Consider the following 16,939-nt stretch of genomic DNA (forward strand, 5'->3'; position numbering starts at 1 on the left):
TCCTACAAGGTGTTTCACGTTCCGTCAGAGTGCCGATAAGGCAGGGCCGCCCTCGCCTCTTCGGCATACGCCAGAACCCCCACCCGTTCGCGCTCAAGAAAATCTTCCACAGCGTTCTTCAACCCCGGGTGGCGCAGGTAGTGCCAGGACCGCGTAATCACCGGCTCAAACCCGCGAATCAATTTGTGCTCCCCCTGGGCACCCGCATCGAAGCGTTGCAGGCCGTGGGCGATGGCGTAGTCCATGCCTTGGTAGAAACAGGTCTCGAAATGCAGGCGGTCGAATTCCGCCAGGCAACCCCAGTAGCGGCCATAGAAGCTGTCGCCACCGAGCAGGCTGAAGGCCATCGCCACCGGCCGCGTGCCTTGTTTGGCCAGCACTACGCGGATGGCCGCGGGCATGCGTTCAGCCAGCAGGCTGAAAAAAGCGCGGGTCAGGTAGGGCGATTGCCGGCGCACCGCGTAGGTGTTGGCATAGCAGGCATAGACAAAGTCCCATTGCGCTTCGCTCAGCTCATGGCCTTGCAACCACTCGAACTCGATACCCTGCCCTGCCACTTGTTCACGTTCTTTGCGCATCTGTTTGCGCTTGCGTGAACTCAGGGCGTCGAGAAAATCCTGAAAGTCGCGGTAGCCTCGGTTCTGCCAATGAAACTGGCAACCCAAGCGTTGCAACCAGCCGGAGTGTTGGGCCATGGCTTCGTCGGCCAGGGCATCGGTAAAGTTGATATGGGCGCTCGACAGGCCTTCGACCTCCAGATACCCCGGCAGGCTATTGAGCAATTCGAAAGCGTCTGCGGCACTGGCAGCCAACACACGCGGCCCACCGACCGGGCTGAACGGCACGGCCGTCAGCAACTTGGGGTAATAGTCGATGCCGGCGCGCTCACAGGCATCGGCCCAGCCGTGATCGAACACGTACTCGCCATACGAATGCCATTTGCGATAACCCGGCAATGCCGCCATCAACCGGTCGCCTTCCCAGTGCAGCAAGTGCTCCGTCTGCCAGCCCGAATGCGGGCCGACACTGGCGCTGTCTTCCAGCGCACTGAGAAACCCATGCTGCATAAACGGCTGGGCCTGTGGCATCAGGGCATCCCACGTGTGCGCAGCGATATCGGACAGGCTGTCCAGGCGTTGCAGCGGCATCGGCATCCTCATTGTTTCTTGGCATGAAAACCTGGCGAGTATCGCTGATCACAGCCGCGCGCACATCCTCAAAACACGCCGACAGGCGCCAAAACCCTTAGTTCCGTAGCGCAACGATTTGTCATCTAGATGAAATCACTTAGCCACTACTCCGTCATAAACGGTCGCGATACTGACGCCAGTTTTTAGAGCGTCCGGGTCTACCGGGCGACATTTTTCCGTCCGTCATGGGTCGGTTGTGTCCTGGAGGGTGTTGCCATCCCTCCTCACTTTCGGAGATTGATATGCGTCTTGCTTCCACTAAAACTGCGGCGGTCCTGTGTGGCGGCCTGTTGCTGGCACTGAGCGTTCCAGCCAGCGCTGCAGTCGACGCTAAATTGCTCGACATGCTCAAGGCCAACGGCCAGATCACCGCGGCGCAGTACACCGAACTGCAAATGGAACTGGCCAGGGATCAGAAAGAACAGCAGATCGCACGCCAAGCTCAACAAGAGACCAACGAGCAGATCGCGGCCACTGCGAAAAAAACCAACGAGCTGAGCAGCTTCGACCAGAAATTGGCATGGGCAGCCAAGACCCAGTTCAAGGGCGATGTGCGCTTCCGCCAGGAAACCATCAAGATCGACGGCGAGCCCAACAACGGTGGGCGTGACAAGGACCGTCAACGTATCCGTGCCCGCCTGGGTGCCTACACCGAAATCAACCCGCAGGTGGACACCGGTATCCGTATTGCCACCGGCGGCGGCGACGATGCTCGCTCCACCAACCAGGACCAGGATGGTTACTTCGATAAGAAGTCGATCTGGCTGGACCTCGGCTACATCGACTACCACCCGGACCAGATCAAGAACCTGCACGTGATCGGCGGCAAGATGCTGCAGCCGTGGGTGAACATGGGCGATGTGATCTGGGATAGCGACATCAACCCTGAAGGCCTGGCCGTCACCTACAAATACCCACTGGGTAGCAGCGCTGAGCTGTTCGGTAGCCTGGGTAACTACAACCTCAAGGACAACGTGGACGGTGACGGCGTGCAATTTCGCCATGACCTGCGCCTGACGTCCGGCCAGTTGGGCACGCGTTTCTCGGTTACCGACAACCTGAAAATGACCTTGGGCGGCAGCATCTACGCCTACAAGAATGACGAAGACAGCCGCTGCACAACCACCACCACGCCTTGCGCACTGGCGGTCAACGGCAACTCGGCCAACAATGAATTCCGCCTGTACGAAGGCTTTGCGCAAGCAGACATTGGCGGCCTGGCCGTGCCGCTGTCGTTCTACGGCCAGTACGTGAAAAACAACGATGCGGTGACCGACCAGGACACCGCCTGGTTGCTGGGTGCCAAGTCCAAGGTGTTCGGCTTGAACCTGGACTACAACTACCGCGACGTTCAACGTAATGCCGTCGTAGGCGCCTTCACCGATTCGGACTTCGCCAACGGCACCACCGGTTCGCGCGGTCATAAGATGAAAGTGAGCTACGACATCGACAAGAACTTCGCCATCGGCGCCACCTACTTCCTGACCAAGGCTGACTTCGCCAGCCGGACTCAGCGGGATGCCGATACCAACACCTTGCAGCTGGATGCTGAAGCCAAGTTCTAATGCTTAACATGTAGGAGCGAGGGGGACGCCTAGTTCTTGCTCGCGAAGAACCCACAGGCAACGCGTTTATCCAGGTTACCCGCGTTACCGTTGACGTTTTTCGCGAGCAAGCTCGCTCCTACATGTCTCTACGCCGCTCGGCCGCCAGTTGTTCAGCCAGCGCATCAACACCCTCCACCGGCTCCTGCGGCATACGCTTGAGCGTCGCCTGCAGCAAGCGCATCTGACGGATAAAACGCCGGCAGTTCGGGCAGAACATCAAGTGATGACGCACCAGCAGACGCTCCCGAAAGGTCAATTGCCCATCGAGGTAGTCACTGGAACGCGCTACTTGCTCTTTACAGGTCAACATTCGCCCGTTTCCTCAAAATGCTCCACCGTGGCGAAGACTTTAAGCCGTGCTCGATGCAACAGCACACGGACGTTGGAGAGTGAAAGGGTCAGAAGATTACAGATTTCTTCCAGTTCCAGGCCCTGGCGCTCACGCAATACCAGCACACTGCTTTGTAGTTCAGACAAACTCAGAATCGTATGCTCCAGGCATTTGCGCAGTTCATCTTCGGTCAGCAGCGCCTCCGGGGTGTCTTGGTGCCAAGCGTAAGGGGCAACAGCCCAATGGCCATCATCCGGGCTGAAGCGGTCATCGCCAATAGTGCCGTGGGGTGAGGGCAAATCGTCGAGCAGCACTTCCCGACGATTTTGTTTGTAACGGCTCTTTGCGGAATTGGCGGTGATGGTCAACAGCCAGGTCTTGAGGCTCGATCGCCCTTCGAACTTGGCCAGGTTGCGCACCACCGAAAGCCAGGCATCTTGCACCACTTCGTCGGCGTGGCGCTGGCCGACGATGGCATAGGCCACTGCCCGCATTGCACTCTGGTAGGTGTTGACCAATTCCTTATAAGCCCGCTGCTCACCCTTGAGCAGGCGTTCAAGCAGGTGCGCGTCGTCCGCTGCTGCCATCGTTTACCTCAATCTTGCCGTGGAAATACGGTCAATGTGGGAGCTGGCTTGCCTGCGATCCAGACAACTCGGTGATTCAGGCACACCGAGCCGATGCCTTCGCAGGCAAGCCAGCTCCCACAGTTGACCGCGTCCGGCCACACACTCAGCGTTTGCGCAGGATCACACTGCCAATCGAATACCCGGCGCCAAAGGAGCTGAGTACGGCAACCGCGCCCTTGGGCAGGTCATCCTGATAAGTGTGGAACGCAATCACCGAGCCGGCCGAGCTGGTATTGGCGTAAGTATCAAGGATCACCGGCGCTTCTTCCACCGACGCGTCGCGCCCCAGCAGTTTCTTCACGATCAGGTGGTTCATGCTCAGGTTGGCCTGGTGGAGCCAGAAACGCTTCACATCAGTGACACTCAGCTGGTTTTCTGCCAAGTGCTCGCCGATCAATTCGGCCACCATCGGGCAGACATCACGGAACACCTTGCGGCCTTCCTGCACGAACAGCTTGTCGGGGGCGCCGATGCCCTCTTCCGCCGTGCGGTTGAGGAAGCCGAAGTTGTTGCGGATGTTGTTGGAAAACTTGGTCAGCAACTTGGTGCTCACCACGTCGAACTGATGCTCGGACGTCGCCAGGTCAGCACGCTCCAGGATCACCGCCGTGGCGGCATCACCGAAGATGAAGTGGCTGTCACGGTCACGAAAGTTCAGGTGGCCGGTGCAGACTTCCGGGTTAACCATCAGAATCGCCCGGGCCTGGCCCAACTGGATGCTGTTGGCCGCGTTCTGGATGCCGAAGGTGGCCGAGGAACACGCCACGTTCATGTCGAAACCGAAGCCCTGGATACCCAGGGCTTCCTGGACTTCGATGGCGATCGCCGGGTAAGCGCGTTGCAGGTTGGAGCAGGCGACGATGACGCCGTCGATGTCGGCGGCGGTCTTGCCGGCGCGCTGCAGGGCTTGTTCGGCAGCACCGATGGCCATCTGGCAAAGCACCGACCATTCGTCGTTGCTGCGCTCGGGCAGCCGTGGAGCCATGCGCTGCGGATCGAGGATGCCGTCCTTGTCCATCACAAAACGGCTCTTGATGCCGGATGCCTTTTCAATGAATGCCGCGCTCGACTCGGTCAGCGCCTGCACATCGCCACGTTCGATAGCGGCGGCGTTGTCGGCGTTGAACTGTTGTACGTAGGCATTGAAAGACTCCACCAGCTCTTCGTTGGAAATGCTGTTGGCCGGGGTGTACAGGCCAGTGCCGCTGATGACGACGTTATGCACGGTCGTTCCTCTAAATCTGTCAGGCAGAAGATATTGGTACCGTCGTACCAAACTTAAAGTGGTTTGATGTCATCCAGCGGGCATCAAACTGGCAATGCTTTTATTCAATCTGTAACCGCGAAGTTTGCCACAACACTGGGGATTTGGCGCTATAGGCCAGACAAACACCCAGCTGTAGGGGCGAGCTCGCTCGCGAAAAACTCATAGGCGCCGCGTTTATCCAGGAAACACGCGTTATCGTTGACGTTTTTCGCGAGCAAGCTCGCTCCTACAGGTGGGTAAGGGCTTCAGGGATCTACCTGGCTCCATTGCTTGCTCAGGCGCTTATCGGAAATCGGTACCTTGGTGCCCAACTGCTGGGCAAACAGCGACACTCGGTATTCCTCCAGCCACCAGCGGTACAGCTCCAGTTGCGGGTCGCGCTTGCCTTCCTGGGTGTGTTTGTTCAGGCGGTTCTGGTACTGCGCCCACAGGCCGCCCAATTCGCTGCTCCACACGCGGTCCTTTTGCACTTGGCTCGGCAGTTTTTCCAGGCGCAGCTCGATGGCCTTGAGGAAACGCGGCAGTTCCTTGAACCACTGGGCCGGGGTTTCCCGCACAAAACCTGGGTACACCAGGTTGCTCAGTTGCTGCTTGATATCGTTCAAGGCTACGGCCTGGGCCAGGTCGATCTTGCCCTTGAAGCGTTTTTGCAGGCCGTGCCAGAGTTTCAGCACCTCCAGGGTCAGGCGCGCCAGGCGTTCGGCGTGCTCCGTCCAAGTGCCGCGCTTGCGTTCAGCCAAGGCCGCCAGGCCAGCGCCATCCCTTGGCAGGCTGGCTTCGCCTTCGAGTACGCAGGTGTCGAGGCTGGCCAGCAGGATGTCTTCCACCAGCGCGTCGATACGCCCCAATTCGCGGTACATCAAGCCCAGTTCGGTCAGCCCCGGCAATTTGCCGCGCAGGAATTTCGCCGGTTCCACCAATTGCTGCATCAGCAGGCGCTGCAAGGCGCGACGGTGCTGGAACTCGGCTTCGGCGGCGGTAGAGAAACGCCCCTCCTTGACCGTGCCGTTCTCTTCCACCAGTGCCGGATACACCGTCATCGATAGGCCGGCGATGTTCTGCTGAGTTTTTTCCGCCACCGCCGCAAACACCTTGGCCTCCACCGGCTGCTGGCTTTTCGCGGTTTGCGGCACGGCCAAGGCAGCCTGGCTGGCTTCGGCGAACCGTGCGGTCAGCTCAGCCAGGTCACGGCCTTCGCCGAGGAACTTGCCCTGGCCGTCGACCACTTCCAGGTTCATCTTCAGGTGGTTTTCCACCTGTTGCGCCGCCTCGGCCCACGCCTCATCGCTGACCCGCGCACCGGTCATGCGCAGCAATTCACGTCCCAGCGCCTGGGGCAACGAGCCCTGGCCGAACTCGATGCGTTGCAGCGCGGCCTTGACGAAGTCCGGCACCGGCACGAAGTTTTTGCGCAGCGCCTTGGGCAAGTTGCGCACCAGGGCGATGCACTTAGCCTCGATCAAGCCCGGCACTAGCCACTCCAGGCGCTCGGCTGGCAACGCCGGCAACAACGGCGCCGGCACCCGCAGGGTCACGCCGTCACGGGGGTGGTTGGGTTCGAAGTGGTAACTCAAGGCCAGGGCCAGGTCGCCCAAGTGCAAGGTGTCCGGGTAATGCGCGGCGGTGACTTCACTGGCCTCGCGAGCCAGTACGTCTTCTTCGCGCATGATCAGCAGTTGCGGGTCTTTCTGGCTGTTGACCTTGTACCAACTGTCAAAGGTGGCGGTCTGGTGAATCTCTGCGGGCAGGCGCGCATCGTAAAAGGCGTACAGGGTTTCTTCGTCGGCCAGGATGTCGCGCCGGCGAGCCTTGGCTTCCAGCTCGTCGAGTTGTTCCAGCAGTTTCTGGTTGGCCGTCAGGCACTTGGCACGGGACTGAATCTCGCCGCGCACCAGGCCTTCACGGATAAACAGCTCGCGGGACACCACCGGGTCAATCGGCCCGTAATGCACCGGCCGGCGCCCGACCACGATCAGCCCGAACAGGGTGATCTGTTCAAAGGCCACCACTTGGCCGCGCTTCTTCTCCCAATGGGGTTCGAAGTGGTTTTTCTTGATCAGGTGCCCGGCCAGCGGCTCGATCCAGTCGGCGTCGATTTTCGCCACCATGCGTGCATAGAGCTTGGTGGTCTCCACCAGTTCGGCAGTCATCAGCCATTGCGGGCGCTTCTTGCCGATACCCGAAGACGGGTGAATCCAGAAGCGACGCTGGCGCGCTCCGAGGTAATCGCCGTCTTCGGTCTTCTGGCCGATCTGGCTGAGCAGGCCGGACAACACGGCTTTATGCAGCTTCGGATAGTCGGCGGGCTCTTTGTTGAGGCTCAGCTGCATGTCGCGGCAGATCAGGCTCAATTGACGATGGGAGTCGCGCCACTCGCGCAGGCGCAAGTAGTTGAGGAAGTTTTTGCGGCACCAGTTGCGCAACGGGCTGGCGGTCAGTTCCTGGCGCTGCTCCTCGAAACCGCGCCACAGGTTGACCAACCCGGCGAAGTCCGAATCCGGATCTTTCCACTGCGCGTGGGCCTGGTCGGCCGCTTGTTGACGCTCTGGTGGGCGCTCGCGCGGATCCTGGATCGACATGGCGCTGGCGACGATCAACACTTCCTGCAAACTGCCGAGCTTGGCCGCTTCCAGCAACATGCGACCCATGCGCGGGTCCACCGGCAAGCGGGCGAGCTGGCGGCCCAGCGGGGTGAGCTGGCTGTTGCGGTCCACCGCCGAGAGTTCTTGCAGCAGGTTGAAACCGTCGCTGATGGCCTTGCCATCCGGCGGTTCGATAAACGGGAAATCGGTGATCTCGCCCAGGCGCAGGTGCAGCATCTGCAGGATCACGGCGGCGAGGTTGGTGCGCAGGATCTCCGGGTCGGTAAATTCCGGGCGGCCGATAAAATCTTCTTCGCTGTACAAGCGAATGCAAATGCCCGGCTCAACCCGGCCGCAACGGCCTTTACGCTGGTTGGCGCTGGCCTGTGAGATCGCCTCGATGGGCAAACGCTGTACCTTGGCGCGATAGCTGTAGCGGCTGATGCGCGCCGTGCCGCTGTCGATCACATAGCGAATGCCCGGCACCGTCAGCGAGGTTTCCGCGACGTTGGTCGCCAGTACCACGCGCCGGCCCGGGTGGGACTGGAAAATGCGCTGCTGCTCGGCCGGCGACAGCCGTGCGTACAACGGCAAAATCTCGGTGTGCTTGAGCTGGGCCTTGCGCAGCATATCGGCCGCGTCACGAATCTCGCGCTCGCCGGGTAAAAACACCAATACATCGCCTGGGCTGCGCCGTTCGCTGCGCTCATAGGCGGCGATTTCATCGAGGGTGGCGAGGATCGCCTGGTCGACGGTCAGGTCGTCCTCGACGCGGTTGCCCTCCTCGTCCTGTTCCAGGGTGAGTGGGCGATACCAGGTGTCCACCGGGAAGGTACGGCCCGACACCTCGACGATCGGCGCATCGTCGAAGTGCTTGGAAAAGCGCTCCAGGTCGATGGTGGCCGAGGTGATGATGACTTTCAGGTCGGGCCGGCGCGGCAACAGGGTCTTGAGGTAGCCGAGCAGGAAGTCGATGTTCAGGCTGCGTTCGTGGGCTTCGTCGACGATGATCGTATCGTAGCGTTCCAGGTAACGGTCATTCTGGGTTTCGGCCAGCAGAATGCCGTCGGTCATCAGCTTGATCAGGGTGTTGGCATCGCTCTGGTCTTCAAAGCGCACTTGATAGCCGACCAACGCGCCCAATGGTGTGGCCAGTTCTTCAGCGACGCGGCTGGCGACACTGCGCGCGGCGATCCGACGTGGCTGGGTATGACCGATCAGGCCGAACTGGCCGCGGCCGATTTCCAGGCAGATTTTCGGCAACTGCGTGGTTTTACCCGAGCCGGTCTCACCGGCGATGATCAGCACCTGGTGTTTATTGAGCGCGTCCTTGATCTCATCGCGCTTGGCGGCAATCGGCAGGCTGTCGTCATAGCGAATCACCGGCAGGCTGGCGCGCCGCGCCGTGACCTGCGCGCACGATGCCTGCATGCGCGCCACCCACTGCGCCAGCTTCTCCTCGTCGGGTTTCTTGCGCAGCTCAAGCAACTGGCGCCGCAAGCGGTGGCGGTCGGCGAGCATGGCGTGATCGAGGGTTTTGAGCAGTTGGTCGATGGTGGGTGCTTGGTCTGTCATCAGCTATTTCGACGGTCATCTATTTATGCACGGCCGGCAAGTGTGGCAGAAAAGCAGCCCATCTGGCAGGCAGTTGAGCTTCAACGGGTGTAAACCGAACCAAAATGTGGGAGCGGGCTTGCTCGCGAAAGCGGTGTGTCAGTCACAGATGTATCAACTGAACCACCGTATTCGCGAGCAAGCCCGCTCCCACAGGGGCAATAGGTTATAGCGGGTCTTTGCGGCGGTAGGGGAATACGTCGATCACCTTACCGGCACGAATCGCGTCCTGCAGGCCTTTCCAGTAATCAGCGTTGTACAGCTCGCCATGCAGCTCATCGAACAACCGGCGTTGCCCGGCGTCGGCAAACAGGAACGGCGGGAACTCTTCGGGGAACACGTCCAACGGGCCGATGGAGTACCAGGGCTCGGAGGCCATTTCATCCTCGGGGGTGCGCGGCGCGGGGATATGGCGGAAGTTGGCTTCGGTGAGAAAGCAGATTTCGTCGTAGTCGTAGAACACCACGCGGCCGTGGCGGGTGACGCCAAAGTTCTTCAGCAGCATGTCGCCGGGGAAGATATTCGCCGCCGCCAGTTGCTTGATCGCCAGGCCGTAATCCTCCAATGCTTCGCGCACCTGGGCGGGGTTGGCGTTGTCGAGGTAGAGGTTGAGCGGGGTCATGCGTCGCTCGGTCCAGCAGTGGCGGATAAGCACGGTGTCGCCCTCTACCTCCACAGTACCGGCGGCGACTTCCAGCAACTCGGCCAGGCACTCGGGCTCGAACTTGCTCAAGGGGAAGCGGAAGTCGGCGAACTCCTGGGTATCGGCCATGCGCCCTACGCGGTCGACGCTTTTTACCAGGCGGTACTTTTCGATCACCGTGGCGCGGTTGACGTTTTTTGACGGCGAGAAGCGGTCCTTGATGATCTTGAACACCGTATTGAAACCCGGCAGCGTGAACACGCTCATGACCATGCCACGCACGCCGGGGGCCATGATGAACTGGTCATCAGTGGTGGCCAGGTGGTTGATCAGCGCGCGGTAGAACTCGGATTTACCGTGCTTGTAGAAACCGATGGAGGTGTACAGCTCGGCAATGTGCTTGCCCGGCAGGATGCGCTTGAGAAAGCCGATGAACTCCGCTGGCACGGGCACGTCGACCATGAAATAGGAACGGGTGAACGAGAAGATGATCGACACGTCGGCTTCGTCGGTGATCAACGCATCGATCTGGATGCCACGCCCTTCGCGGTGCAGCAGCGGAATCACCAGCGGCCATTGTTCGTCGCGGGTGTAGATGCGCCCCACGAGGTAGGCGCCTTTGTTGCGGTACAGCACCGAGGAAAACAACTCGACTTTGAGGTCCGGGTCCTTGCACACCCAACCCGGCAGGTTTTCCCGCAACTGGGCTTCGAGACGGCGCAGGTCGGCGGGCAGGTCGGCGTAGGGCTCGCTGAAGCTGTAGTCAGAGAAAACCTGCGCGAGCATGTCCGCTATTTTACCGGCCGGCGTGTAGATACGGGTTTGCGCCGCCCGCGCCCGGCGCAGGCTCGGTCGGGTGGTGTGAATGAACATGCAGCCGTCGCTGATCAGGTCATGGCTGAACAGGCCGCAGAAGATCGAGTTGTACCAGGTCTCGGACAGTTCATCGTCAAAACGCAGATCGATCAGGCCGATATAGGCGCTTTTTACCAGGGGCCACTGGCCGATGTCCTGCAATGCCGCAGGGTCAAAACTGGCGCGCAGGCGGGTCGTGACCTCAGCGACTTTCTCTTCATAGAGGTTGATGCGCGCGGCCGACGCGGCCTGCCCCTGCTGCCACTGGGCCTTCTCGAAACGCTCACGGGCGCCATCGGTGATCTGGCGGAAGTGCTCACGGTAATCGTCGAAACCGTCGAGGATCATCCGGGCGATAGCGAGGGCGGACTGCGACATGCGGGAAACCTCGAACGGGTATCTGGAAGCCCAGAGCTTAGCCAGTGAACCGAGGCAGGAGAAGAATGATTTTGCGCAGGGGTGAACTGACTGCAATTAGCCATTGTGCCGACCTGCCCGCTGGGCAACACTTCTGCGCCCGATTGGCGTAGGAGTTTTCCGTGAGACCTGTTGACACCCTGTATCTGCTGGGGCTGGCTGCCATCTGGGGCGCGAGTTTCCTGTTCATGCGCATTATCGCGCCGGAAAGCGGCACAGTGCCCACCGCGTTTTTCCGCGTGTCGATTGCCGCCGCGGGTTTATTGGTGATCCTGGCGATGATGCGCGTGAGCTGGGATTTCCAGGGCAAGTTCAAAACCGTTTTGCTGCTGGGGGTGATCAACTCCGGGATTCCGGCGACCATGTATTCAGTGGCGGCGCAGGTACTGCCGGCGGGTTATTCGGCGATTTTCAACGCCACCACACCGCTGATGGGCGTGCTGATTGGCGGATTGTTTTTCAGCGAACGCCTGACGCCGTCGAAAATCGCAGGTGTCGCCTTGGGGCTGTTTGGCGTTGCCGTGCTCACGCGTGCGGGGCCGGTGGCCTTTGATCTGGAATTATTGATGGGCGCATTGGCGTGCCTGCTGGCAACCACCTGCTATGGCTTTGCCGGTTTCCTGGCGCGGCGTTGGCTGGACCAGCGCGGCGGGTTGGATAGCCGCCTCTCGGCCTTGGGCAGCATGTTGGGGGCGACGTTGTTCCTGTTGCCGTTCTTTGCCTACAGCGCTATCAGCCATCCACCGGCGAGCTGGGGCGGCTGGCAGGTGTGGTCGTCGCTGCTGGGGTTGGGGCTGGTGTGTACGGCGTTTGCCTACATCCTGTACTTCCGCCTGCTGTCATCCATTGGCCCGGTCAAGTCGATGACCGTGACCTTTATGATCCCGCCGTTCGGCGTGTTGTGGGGGGCGCTGCTGTTGGATGAGCCATTGTCCATGGCCCATCTGTATGGCGGGGTGTTGATTGCCGGGGCGTTGTGGTTGGTGCTGCGCCCGCAAAAACTGTAGGAGCGCCCCTGTGGCGAGGGAGCTTGCTCCCGCTCGACTGCGTAGCAGTCGCAAGCTCCTGGGGGTGCTTCGCACCCCAGCGCAAGCAAGCTTGCTCGCCACAGCAAGCTCGCTCCTACAGGGGGTGGTTTTTAGTTCTTACGGAACACGAAGATCAAACCGACGATGATCAACGTCATTCCCAGCACGCTCAACAGGGCCAGGCGATTGCCGAAGATCAGGTAGTCCATCACCGCGGTTACCGCCGGCACCAGATAGAACAGACTGGTGACATTCACCAGGTTGCCCCGGGCGATCAGGCGGTACAGCAACAACGTCGCCAGCACGGACACCACCAGCCCCATCCACAGTACCGGCAGGTAAAAACGTGCACTGTGTTCAAAGTGGAACGGCTGGAACGGCACGAACACCGCGCACAGCAGCAACCCGGCCAGGTATTGCAGTGGCAGCGTGCCCAAGGGATTGTCGGTGATGCGTTTTTGCATGATCGAGCCAAACGTCATGCTCGCCAGCGCCAGCAGCCCGAACAGCATCCCCGCCAGGGACATGCCCGCCAGCCCGATGCCCTGATACACCACCATGATCAAGCCCGCCAACCCCAACCCCAGGCCGAACAGCCGGCGCCAGGAGCGTTGGCGCTCCATCAGTACCACGGTAAGGATCGGCTGCACGCCCATGATGGTCGCCATCACCCCGGGGGTGACGTTGAGGTCCAGGGCCAGCAGATAGAAGATCTGGTAGGCCCCTAGCAGTACCAGGCCCGTCGCGGCCGCATACAGCAGGGGCTTGCCGGGACGTGGCAGCTTCAACTTGAGGATCGGTACCAGTACCACCAACCCCATCAGGGCGATGGCAAACCGGATCAACAGAAAGGCAAAGGGCGAAGCATGGGCAAGGCCTAACTTGGAGAAGATCGCCCCGCTGCTCCACAGCAAGACAAACACGCTCGTCGAGGCCGCCGCGGCCACGGATTGTTTTGAAAGCACAGACATGGTTGCCACCTGTTATCAGGCAAAAAAGCCGACTCAGTAAAAAACTGAATTTCAGTAGGTTTTTTTCAGGCAGGCACGGGCAACAGCGAATCGCTGATCAGCCCGAAATGCCAACACCCGGCGGTGCTACGACTGCGTGCACCGGCGTGCTACTGACAGGTGGGGGGTAATGACTGATCTGCGCAGGCTGCTTGCCACGGCACGGCACGACCACAGCGTTGACCGCTGAATCGACTACCGCTATGCGCTGGGAAGCTGGCATGTGCTGATCTTTTTTGAAGGGATTAAGACGCGACGACTATAACCAGCCGCAAACATACTTTGCAATCCTTTCCCCCTTGCCTTGTACGTGGAGGCGTTTTCATGCCCTAGAACCTGGCCACTCGCTATAATGCTGCCCGGATTTTTCGAAGGATTTCACATGATTGCTTTGCCCTGGCTGTACCTCAGCCTACTTTCCATTGGCTATGTCGTGGCTTTGATCTACGGCCAACTGGGCGTACTGGCGGCGGTATCCATCGCACTGCTGCTGGTGGCCGGGTACGCCGTGCGCCAGCAACGCAACCCTTGGGCGCGCTACCTGGGCCACGGCTTGTTTATTGTCCTGGCCCTGGGCCTGGCGATGCACTGGCTGCCGGGTTTCTATAACGGCCGCGGTATTGCGCCCCAGCGTTTTACTCCCGACTCAGTGCCCTTCTCGATGTACCTGAACCAGGACAAACCCCTGATCGGCTTCTGGCTGTTGCTGGCCTGCCCGTGGATCGTGGCGCGACGCTCATTGCGCCTGTCGATCTGCGTCACGGCCGTGGCCCTGACCCTGGCCGCCATCGCCGCCTTGGGTGGCGCGGCCCTGCTGGGGATGATCAGTTGGGCGCCCAAGTGGCCGGACGAGGCGTGGCTGTGGGTGTTGAACAACCTGCTGCTGGTGACGTTGGTCGAAGAAGCGCTGTTTCGCGGGTATATCCAGGGCGGTCTGAGCCAACGCTTCAAACACCTGCCCTATGGCGAGAACCTCGCGCTGCTGCTGGCCTCGCTGTTATTTGGCCTGGTGCATTTTGCTGCGGGGTGGCAGTGGATGCTGCTGGCGGGTATTGCCGGTGTGGGTTACGGCCTGGCGTATCGGTTCGGCGGGCTAGGCGCGGCGATTGCCACGCATTTTGGCTTGAATCTGTTGCACTTCGGGTTGTTTACCTACCCGATGCTCGCCGGCTGAGCATTTCTTACTGTAGGAGCGAGCTGTTGTGGCGAGGGAGCTTGCTCCCGCTGGGCTGCGAAGCGGCCCCAGAAAACTTGCGGGCGCTACGCACCCGAGCGGGAGCAAGCTCCCTCGCCACAGCCAGCCCACTGTTCGCAGGATTGTTGCAAAAATAAGTTAAATAAATGCCCCGCATGGCCGATACCCCCTGAAAGCCTTGCGGATTGAACAATCATGCGTAATAACCAACCCGTTACCCAGCGCGAACGTACCTTCCCCGCTCAGCAACGGTTGATCTCCACCACAGATGCCAAGGGTGTGATTACCTACTGCAACGACGCCTTTGTCGAAATCAGTGGGTTCACCCGCGAAGAACTGGTGCGCGCGCCACACAACCTGGTGCGTCACCCGGATGTGCCTCCGGCCGTGTTCGCGCATATGTGGTCCACGCTCAAACAAGGCTTGCCATGGATGGGCATTGTCAAGAATCGCTGCAAGACCGGTGACCACTATTGGGTTAACGCCTATGTGACGCCGGTCTTTGACGGTAACCAGGTGATCGGCTACGAATCGGTGCGCATCAAGCCCACCGCCGAGCAGATCCGCCGGGCCGAGGCGCTCTATCAACGCATCAACCAAGGCAAGTCGGCCGTTCCCCAGCGGGACAAATGGCTGCCGGTGTTGCAGGACTGGCTGCCGTTTATCCTGGTCAGCCAGTTGAGCTTCATGATCGGCGCCACCCTCACCTCCCAATGGGGTTTTGCCCTGGCAGCGGCGCTGTCGGTGCCATTGGGCCTGCTGGGCCTGAGCTGGCAGCAGCGCGGCCTCAAGCGTTTGCTGCGCCTGGCCGAACAGACCACATCCGACCCGTTGATCGCGCAGATGTACACCGACAGCCGTGGCGCACAGGCGCGCCTGGAAATGTCGATCCTCAGCCAGGAAGCGCGTCTGAAGACCTGCCTTACCCGCCTGCAGGACACCGCCGAGCACCTCAACGACCAGGCCGCGCAGTCCAACACCCTGGCGCACAACAGCTCCAGCGGCCTGGAACGCCAGCGCGTGGAAACCGAACAGGTGGCCACTGCGGTAAACCAGATGGCGGCGACCACCCAGGAAGTGGCCAGCCACGTGCAGCGCACCGCCGACGCCACCCAGGAAGCCAACCGCCTGACCGGGCGCGGCCGCGATATCGCCGGGGAAACCCGCGAGGCGATTCAGCGTCTTTCGGCAGCCGTTGGGGAGACCGGTGTGACCGTCACGCAACTGGCCAAGGACAGCGATGAAATCGGCGGCGTGGTCGACGTGATCAAAGGCATTGCCGACCAAACCAACCTGCTGGCACTCAATGCCGCTATCGAAGCCGCGCGGGCCGGTGAGATGGGCCGTGGTTTTGCAGTGGTCGCCGATGAAGTGCGCCAACTGGCGCAGCGTACGGCCGAATCCACCGGGCAGATCCATACCCTGATCGCCAAGCTGCAACACACCGCAGCTGCGGCCGTGCAAACCATGGACGCCGGGCACCGCCAGGCTGAAGAAGGTGTAGCGCGGGTGATGGAAGCGGACCAGGCGTTGGTGGGCATCAGTGAGGCGGTGGCCAATATCACCGACATGACCACTCAGATCGCAGCCGCAACCGAGGAGCAAAGTGCGGTGGCCGAGGAGATCAGCCGCAACATCAGCACCATTGCGCTGTTGGCGGACCAGACCTCGGAGCAGGCGATGAACTCGGCGCAGTTGAGTGAGGAGTTGACGCATACCGCCAATACCCAGTATTCGCTGGTGGAGCGTTTTAACCGATAAACCACTGTGGCGAGGGAGCTTGCTCCCGCTGGAGTGCGAAGCGCTCCCAAGACTTTTGGGGCCGCTGCGCACTCCAGCGGGAGCAAGCTCCCTCGCCACAGGTTTCATTCAAGACTCAGCAAAAAACTCGACACCTGCACCGCCGCAGCCGCCAGATGCTGCTCATGGGTAAATCCCGACGCCTTCAACGGCTTCAAATCATGATCCCCCGCCACCAGCCACATCAGCTCGATGTTCGGCGACAAGTCATACCCCTCAACCGCCGCTCGATTGCCTAGCGCATCGCGCTCACCCTGCACAATCAACGTCGGCGCCTTCAGCCCGGCCAGATGCTCGACCCGTGGTTTCTCCGGTTTACCCACCGCATAGAAGGGATAACCCAGGCACCCCAGCCCGTCAGCACCCAACTCATCAGCCAAAAGACTCGCCATCCGCCCGCCCATGGACTTGCCGCCAATCGCCAGTTTCCCAGCGACATGACGTCGCACCTGGGCATGTACCTCGCGCCAGCCTTCCAGCAGTTTCGGTGCCGGATTCGGCGGGCGTTTGCCGCCGTCCATACGGCGCTGGGCCATGTAGGCAAACTCGAAGCGCAATACGCTCACGCCATGCCCGGCAAGGCGTGCAGCCATGTCGTTCATGAACGCCGAGTCCATCGGCGCGCCGGCGCCGTGGGCCAGGATCAGCGTGACCGGCTCACCCGACGTCGTGCCCGCAGCGACATCCCACAACCAGCCGTGTTCCCGTACACACTGCGCCCATTGATCCCCGTCAATACTGGCCTTGTGCTCTTTGCCCATGCTTGCCTCG

The 16,939-nt window shown here is 60.7% G+C and carries 12 protein-coding genes; 4 read left to right on the top strand and 8 right to left on the bottom strand.

Annotated features, from left to right (window positions below; all coding sequences use genetic code 11):
- Positions 1-14: 14 nt before the first annotated feature.
- Positions 15-1,148, bottom strand: a complete 1,134-nt coding sequence (locus tag CER19_RS15435) for a GNAT family N-acetyltransferase (RefSeq protein ID WP_116667032.1) — start codon at positions 1,146-1,148, stop codon at positions 15-17.
- A 284-nt stretch (positions 1,149-1,432) separates the two neighbouring features.
- Here CER19_RS15435 and CER19_RS15440 point away from each other — a divergent pair, with 284 nt between their 5' ends.
- Entirely contained in the window at positions 1,433-2,755 is a 1,323-nt protein-coding gene (locus CER19_RS15440; RefSeq protein ID WP_003193136.1) for a putative porin, read from the top strand.
- Positions 2,756-2,873: 118 nt separating this feature from the next.
- Here CER19_RS15440 and CER19_RS15445 read toward each other — a convergent pair whose 3' ends face one another.
- From CER19_RS15445 to aceK, 5 genes are all read right to left on the bottom strand, one after another.
- On the bottom strand, positions 2,874-3,107 hold the full coding sequence (locus tag CER19_RS15445) for an anti-sigma factor (RefSeq protein WP_116667033.1): 234 nt from the start codon (positions 3,105-3,107) through the stop codon (positions 2,874-2,876).
- Positions 3,101-3,715, bottom strand: coding sequence for an RNA polymerase sigma factor (locus tag CER19_RS15450; protein ID WP_116667034.1), 615 nt, complete (start codon positions 3,713-3,715; stop codon positions 3,101-3,103). Before CER19_RS15450 ends, CER19_RS15445 begins: the two co-directional genes overlap by 7 nt.
- Before the next feature lie 145 nt (positions 3,716-3,860).
- Positions 3,861-4,982, bottom strand: coding sequence for a beta-ketoacyl-ACP synthase III (locus CER19_RS15460; RefSeq protein ID WP_116667036.1), 1,122 nt, complete (start codon positions 4,980-4,982; stop codon positions 3,861-3,863).
- Between the two features lie 287 nt (positions 4,983-5,269).
- Positions 5,270-9,181 (bottom strand): ATP-dependent RNA helicase HrpA, encoded by a 3,912-nt coding sequence (hrpA, locus tag CER19_RS15465; RefSeq protein WP_116667037.1) that lies wholly within the window; start codon positions 9,179-9,181, stop codon positions 5,270-5,272.
- A gap of 205 nt (positions 9,182-9,386) precedes the next feature.
- Positions 9,387-11,096 (bottom strand): bifunctional isocitrate dehydrogenase kinase/phosphatase, encoded by a 1,710-nt coding sequence (aceK, locus tag CER19_RS15470; RefSeq protein WP_116667038.1) that lies wholly within the window; start codon positions 11,094-11,096, stop codon positions 9,387-9,389.
- A 161-nt stretch (positions 11,097-11,257) separates the two neighbouring features.
- On the opposite strand from aceK, the gene CER19_RS15475 reads away from it, so the two are divergent.
- Positions 11,258-12,142 (top strand): DMT family transporter, encoded by an 885-nt coding sequence (locus tag CER19_RS15475; RefSeq protein WP_116667039.1) that lies wholly within the window; start codon positions 11,258-11,260, stop codon positions 12,140-12,142.
- 131 nt (positions 12,143-12,273) lie between these two features.
- Here CER19_RS15475 and CER19_RS15480 read toward each other — a convergent pair whose 3' ends face one another.
- Positions 12,274-13,134, bottom strand: a complete 861-nt coding sequence (locus tag CER19_RS15480; RefSeq protein WP_116667040.1) for a DMT family transporter — start codon at positions 13,132-13,134, stop codon at positions 12,274-12,276.
- A gap of 421 nt (positions 13,135-13,555) precedes the next feature.
- On the opposite strand from CER19_RS15480, the gene CER19_RS15485 reads away from it, so the two are divergent.
- Positions 13,556-14,347, top strand: coding sequence for a CPBP family intramembrane glutamic endopeptidase (locus CER19_RS15485; RefSeq protein WP_116667041.1), 792 nt, complete (start codon positions 13,556-13,558; stop codon positions 14,345-14,347).
- Between the two features lie 216 nt (positions 14,348-14,563).
- Positions 14,564-16,129, top strand: a complete 1,566-nt coding sequence (locus CER19_RS15490; protein ID WP_014719440.1) for a PAS domain-containing methyl-accepting chemotaxis protein — start codon at positions 14,564-14,566, stop codon at positions 16,127-16,129.
- A 104-nt stretch (positions 16,130-16,233) separates the two neighbouring features.
- On the opposite strand, the gene CER19_RS15495 is transcribed toward CER19_RS15490, so the two are convergent.
- Positions 16,234-16,929, bottom strand: a complete 696-nt coding sequence (locus CER19_RS15495) for an alpha/beta family hydrolase (RefSeq protein ID WP_116667042.1) — start codon at positions 16,927-16,929, stop codon at positions 16,234-16,236.
- Between the last annotated feature and the right edge of the window lie 10 nt (positions 16,930-16,939).

Source organism: Pseudomonas sp. GL93, assembly GCF_003408955.1.
GTDB lineage: Bacteria > Pseudomonadota > Gammaproteobacteria > Pseudomonadales > Pseudomonadaceae > Aquipseudomonas > Aquipseudomonas paracarnis.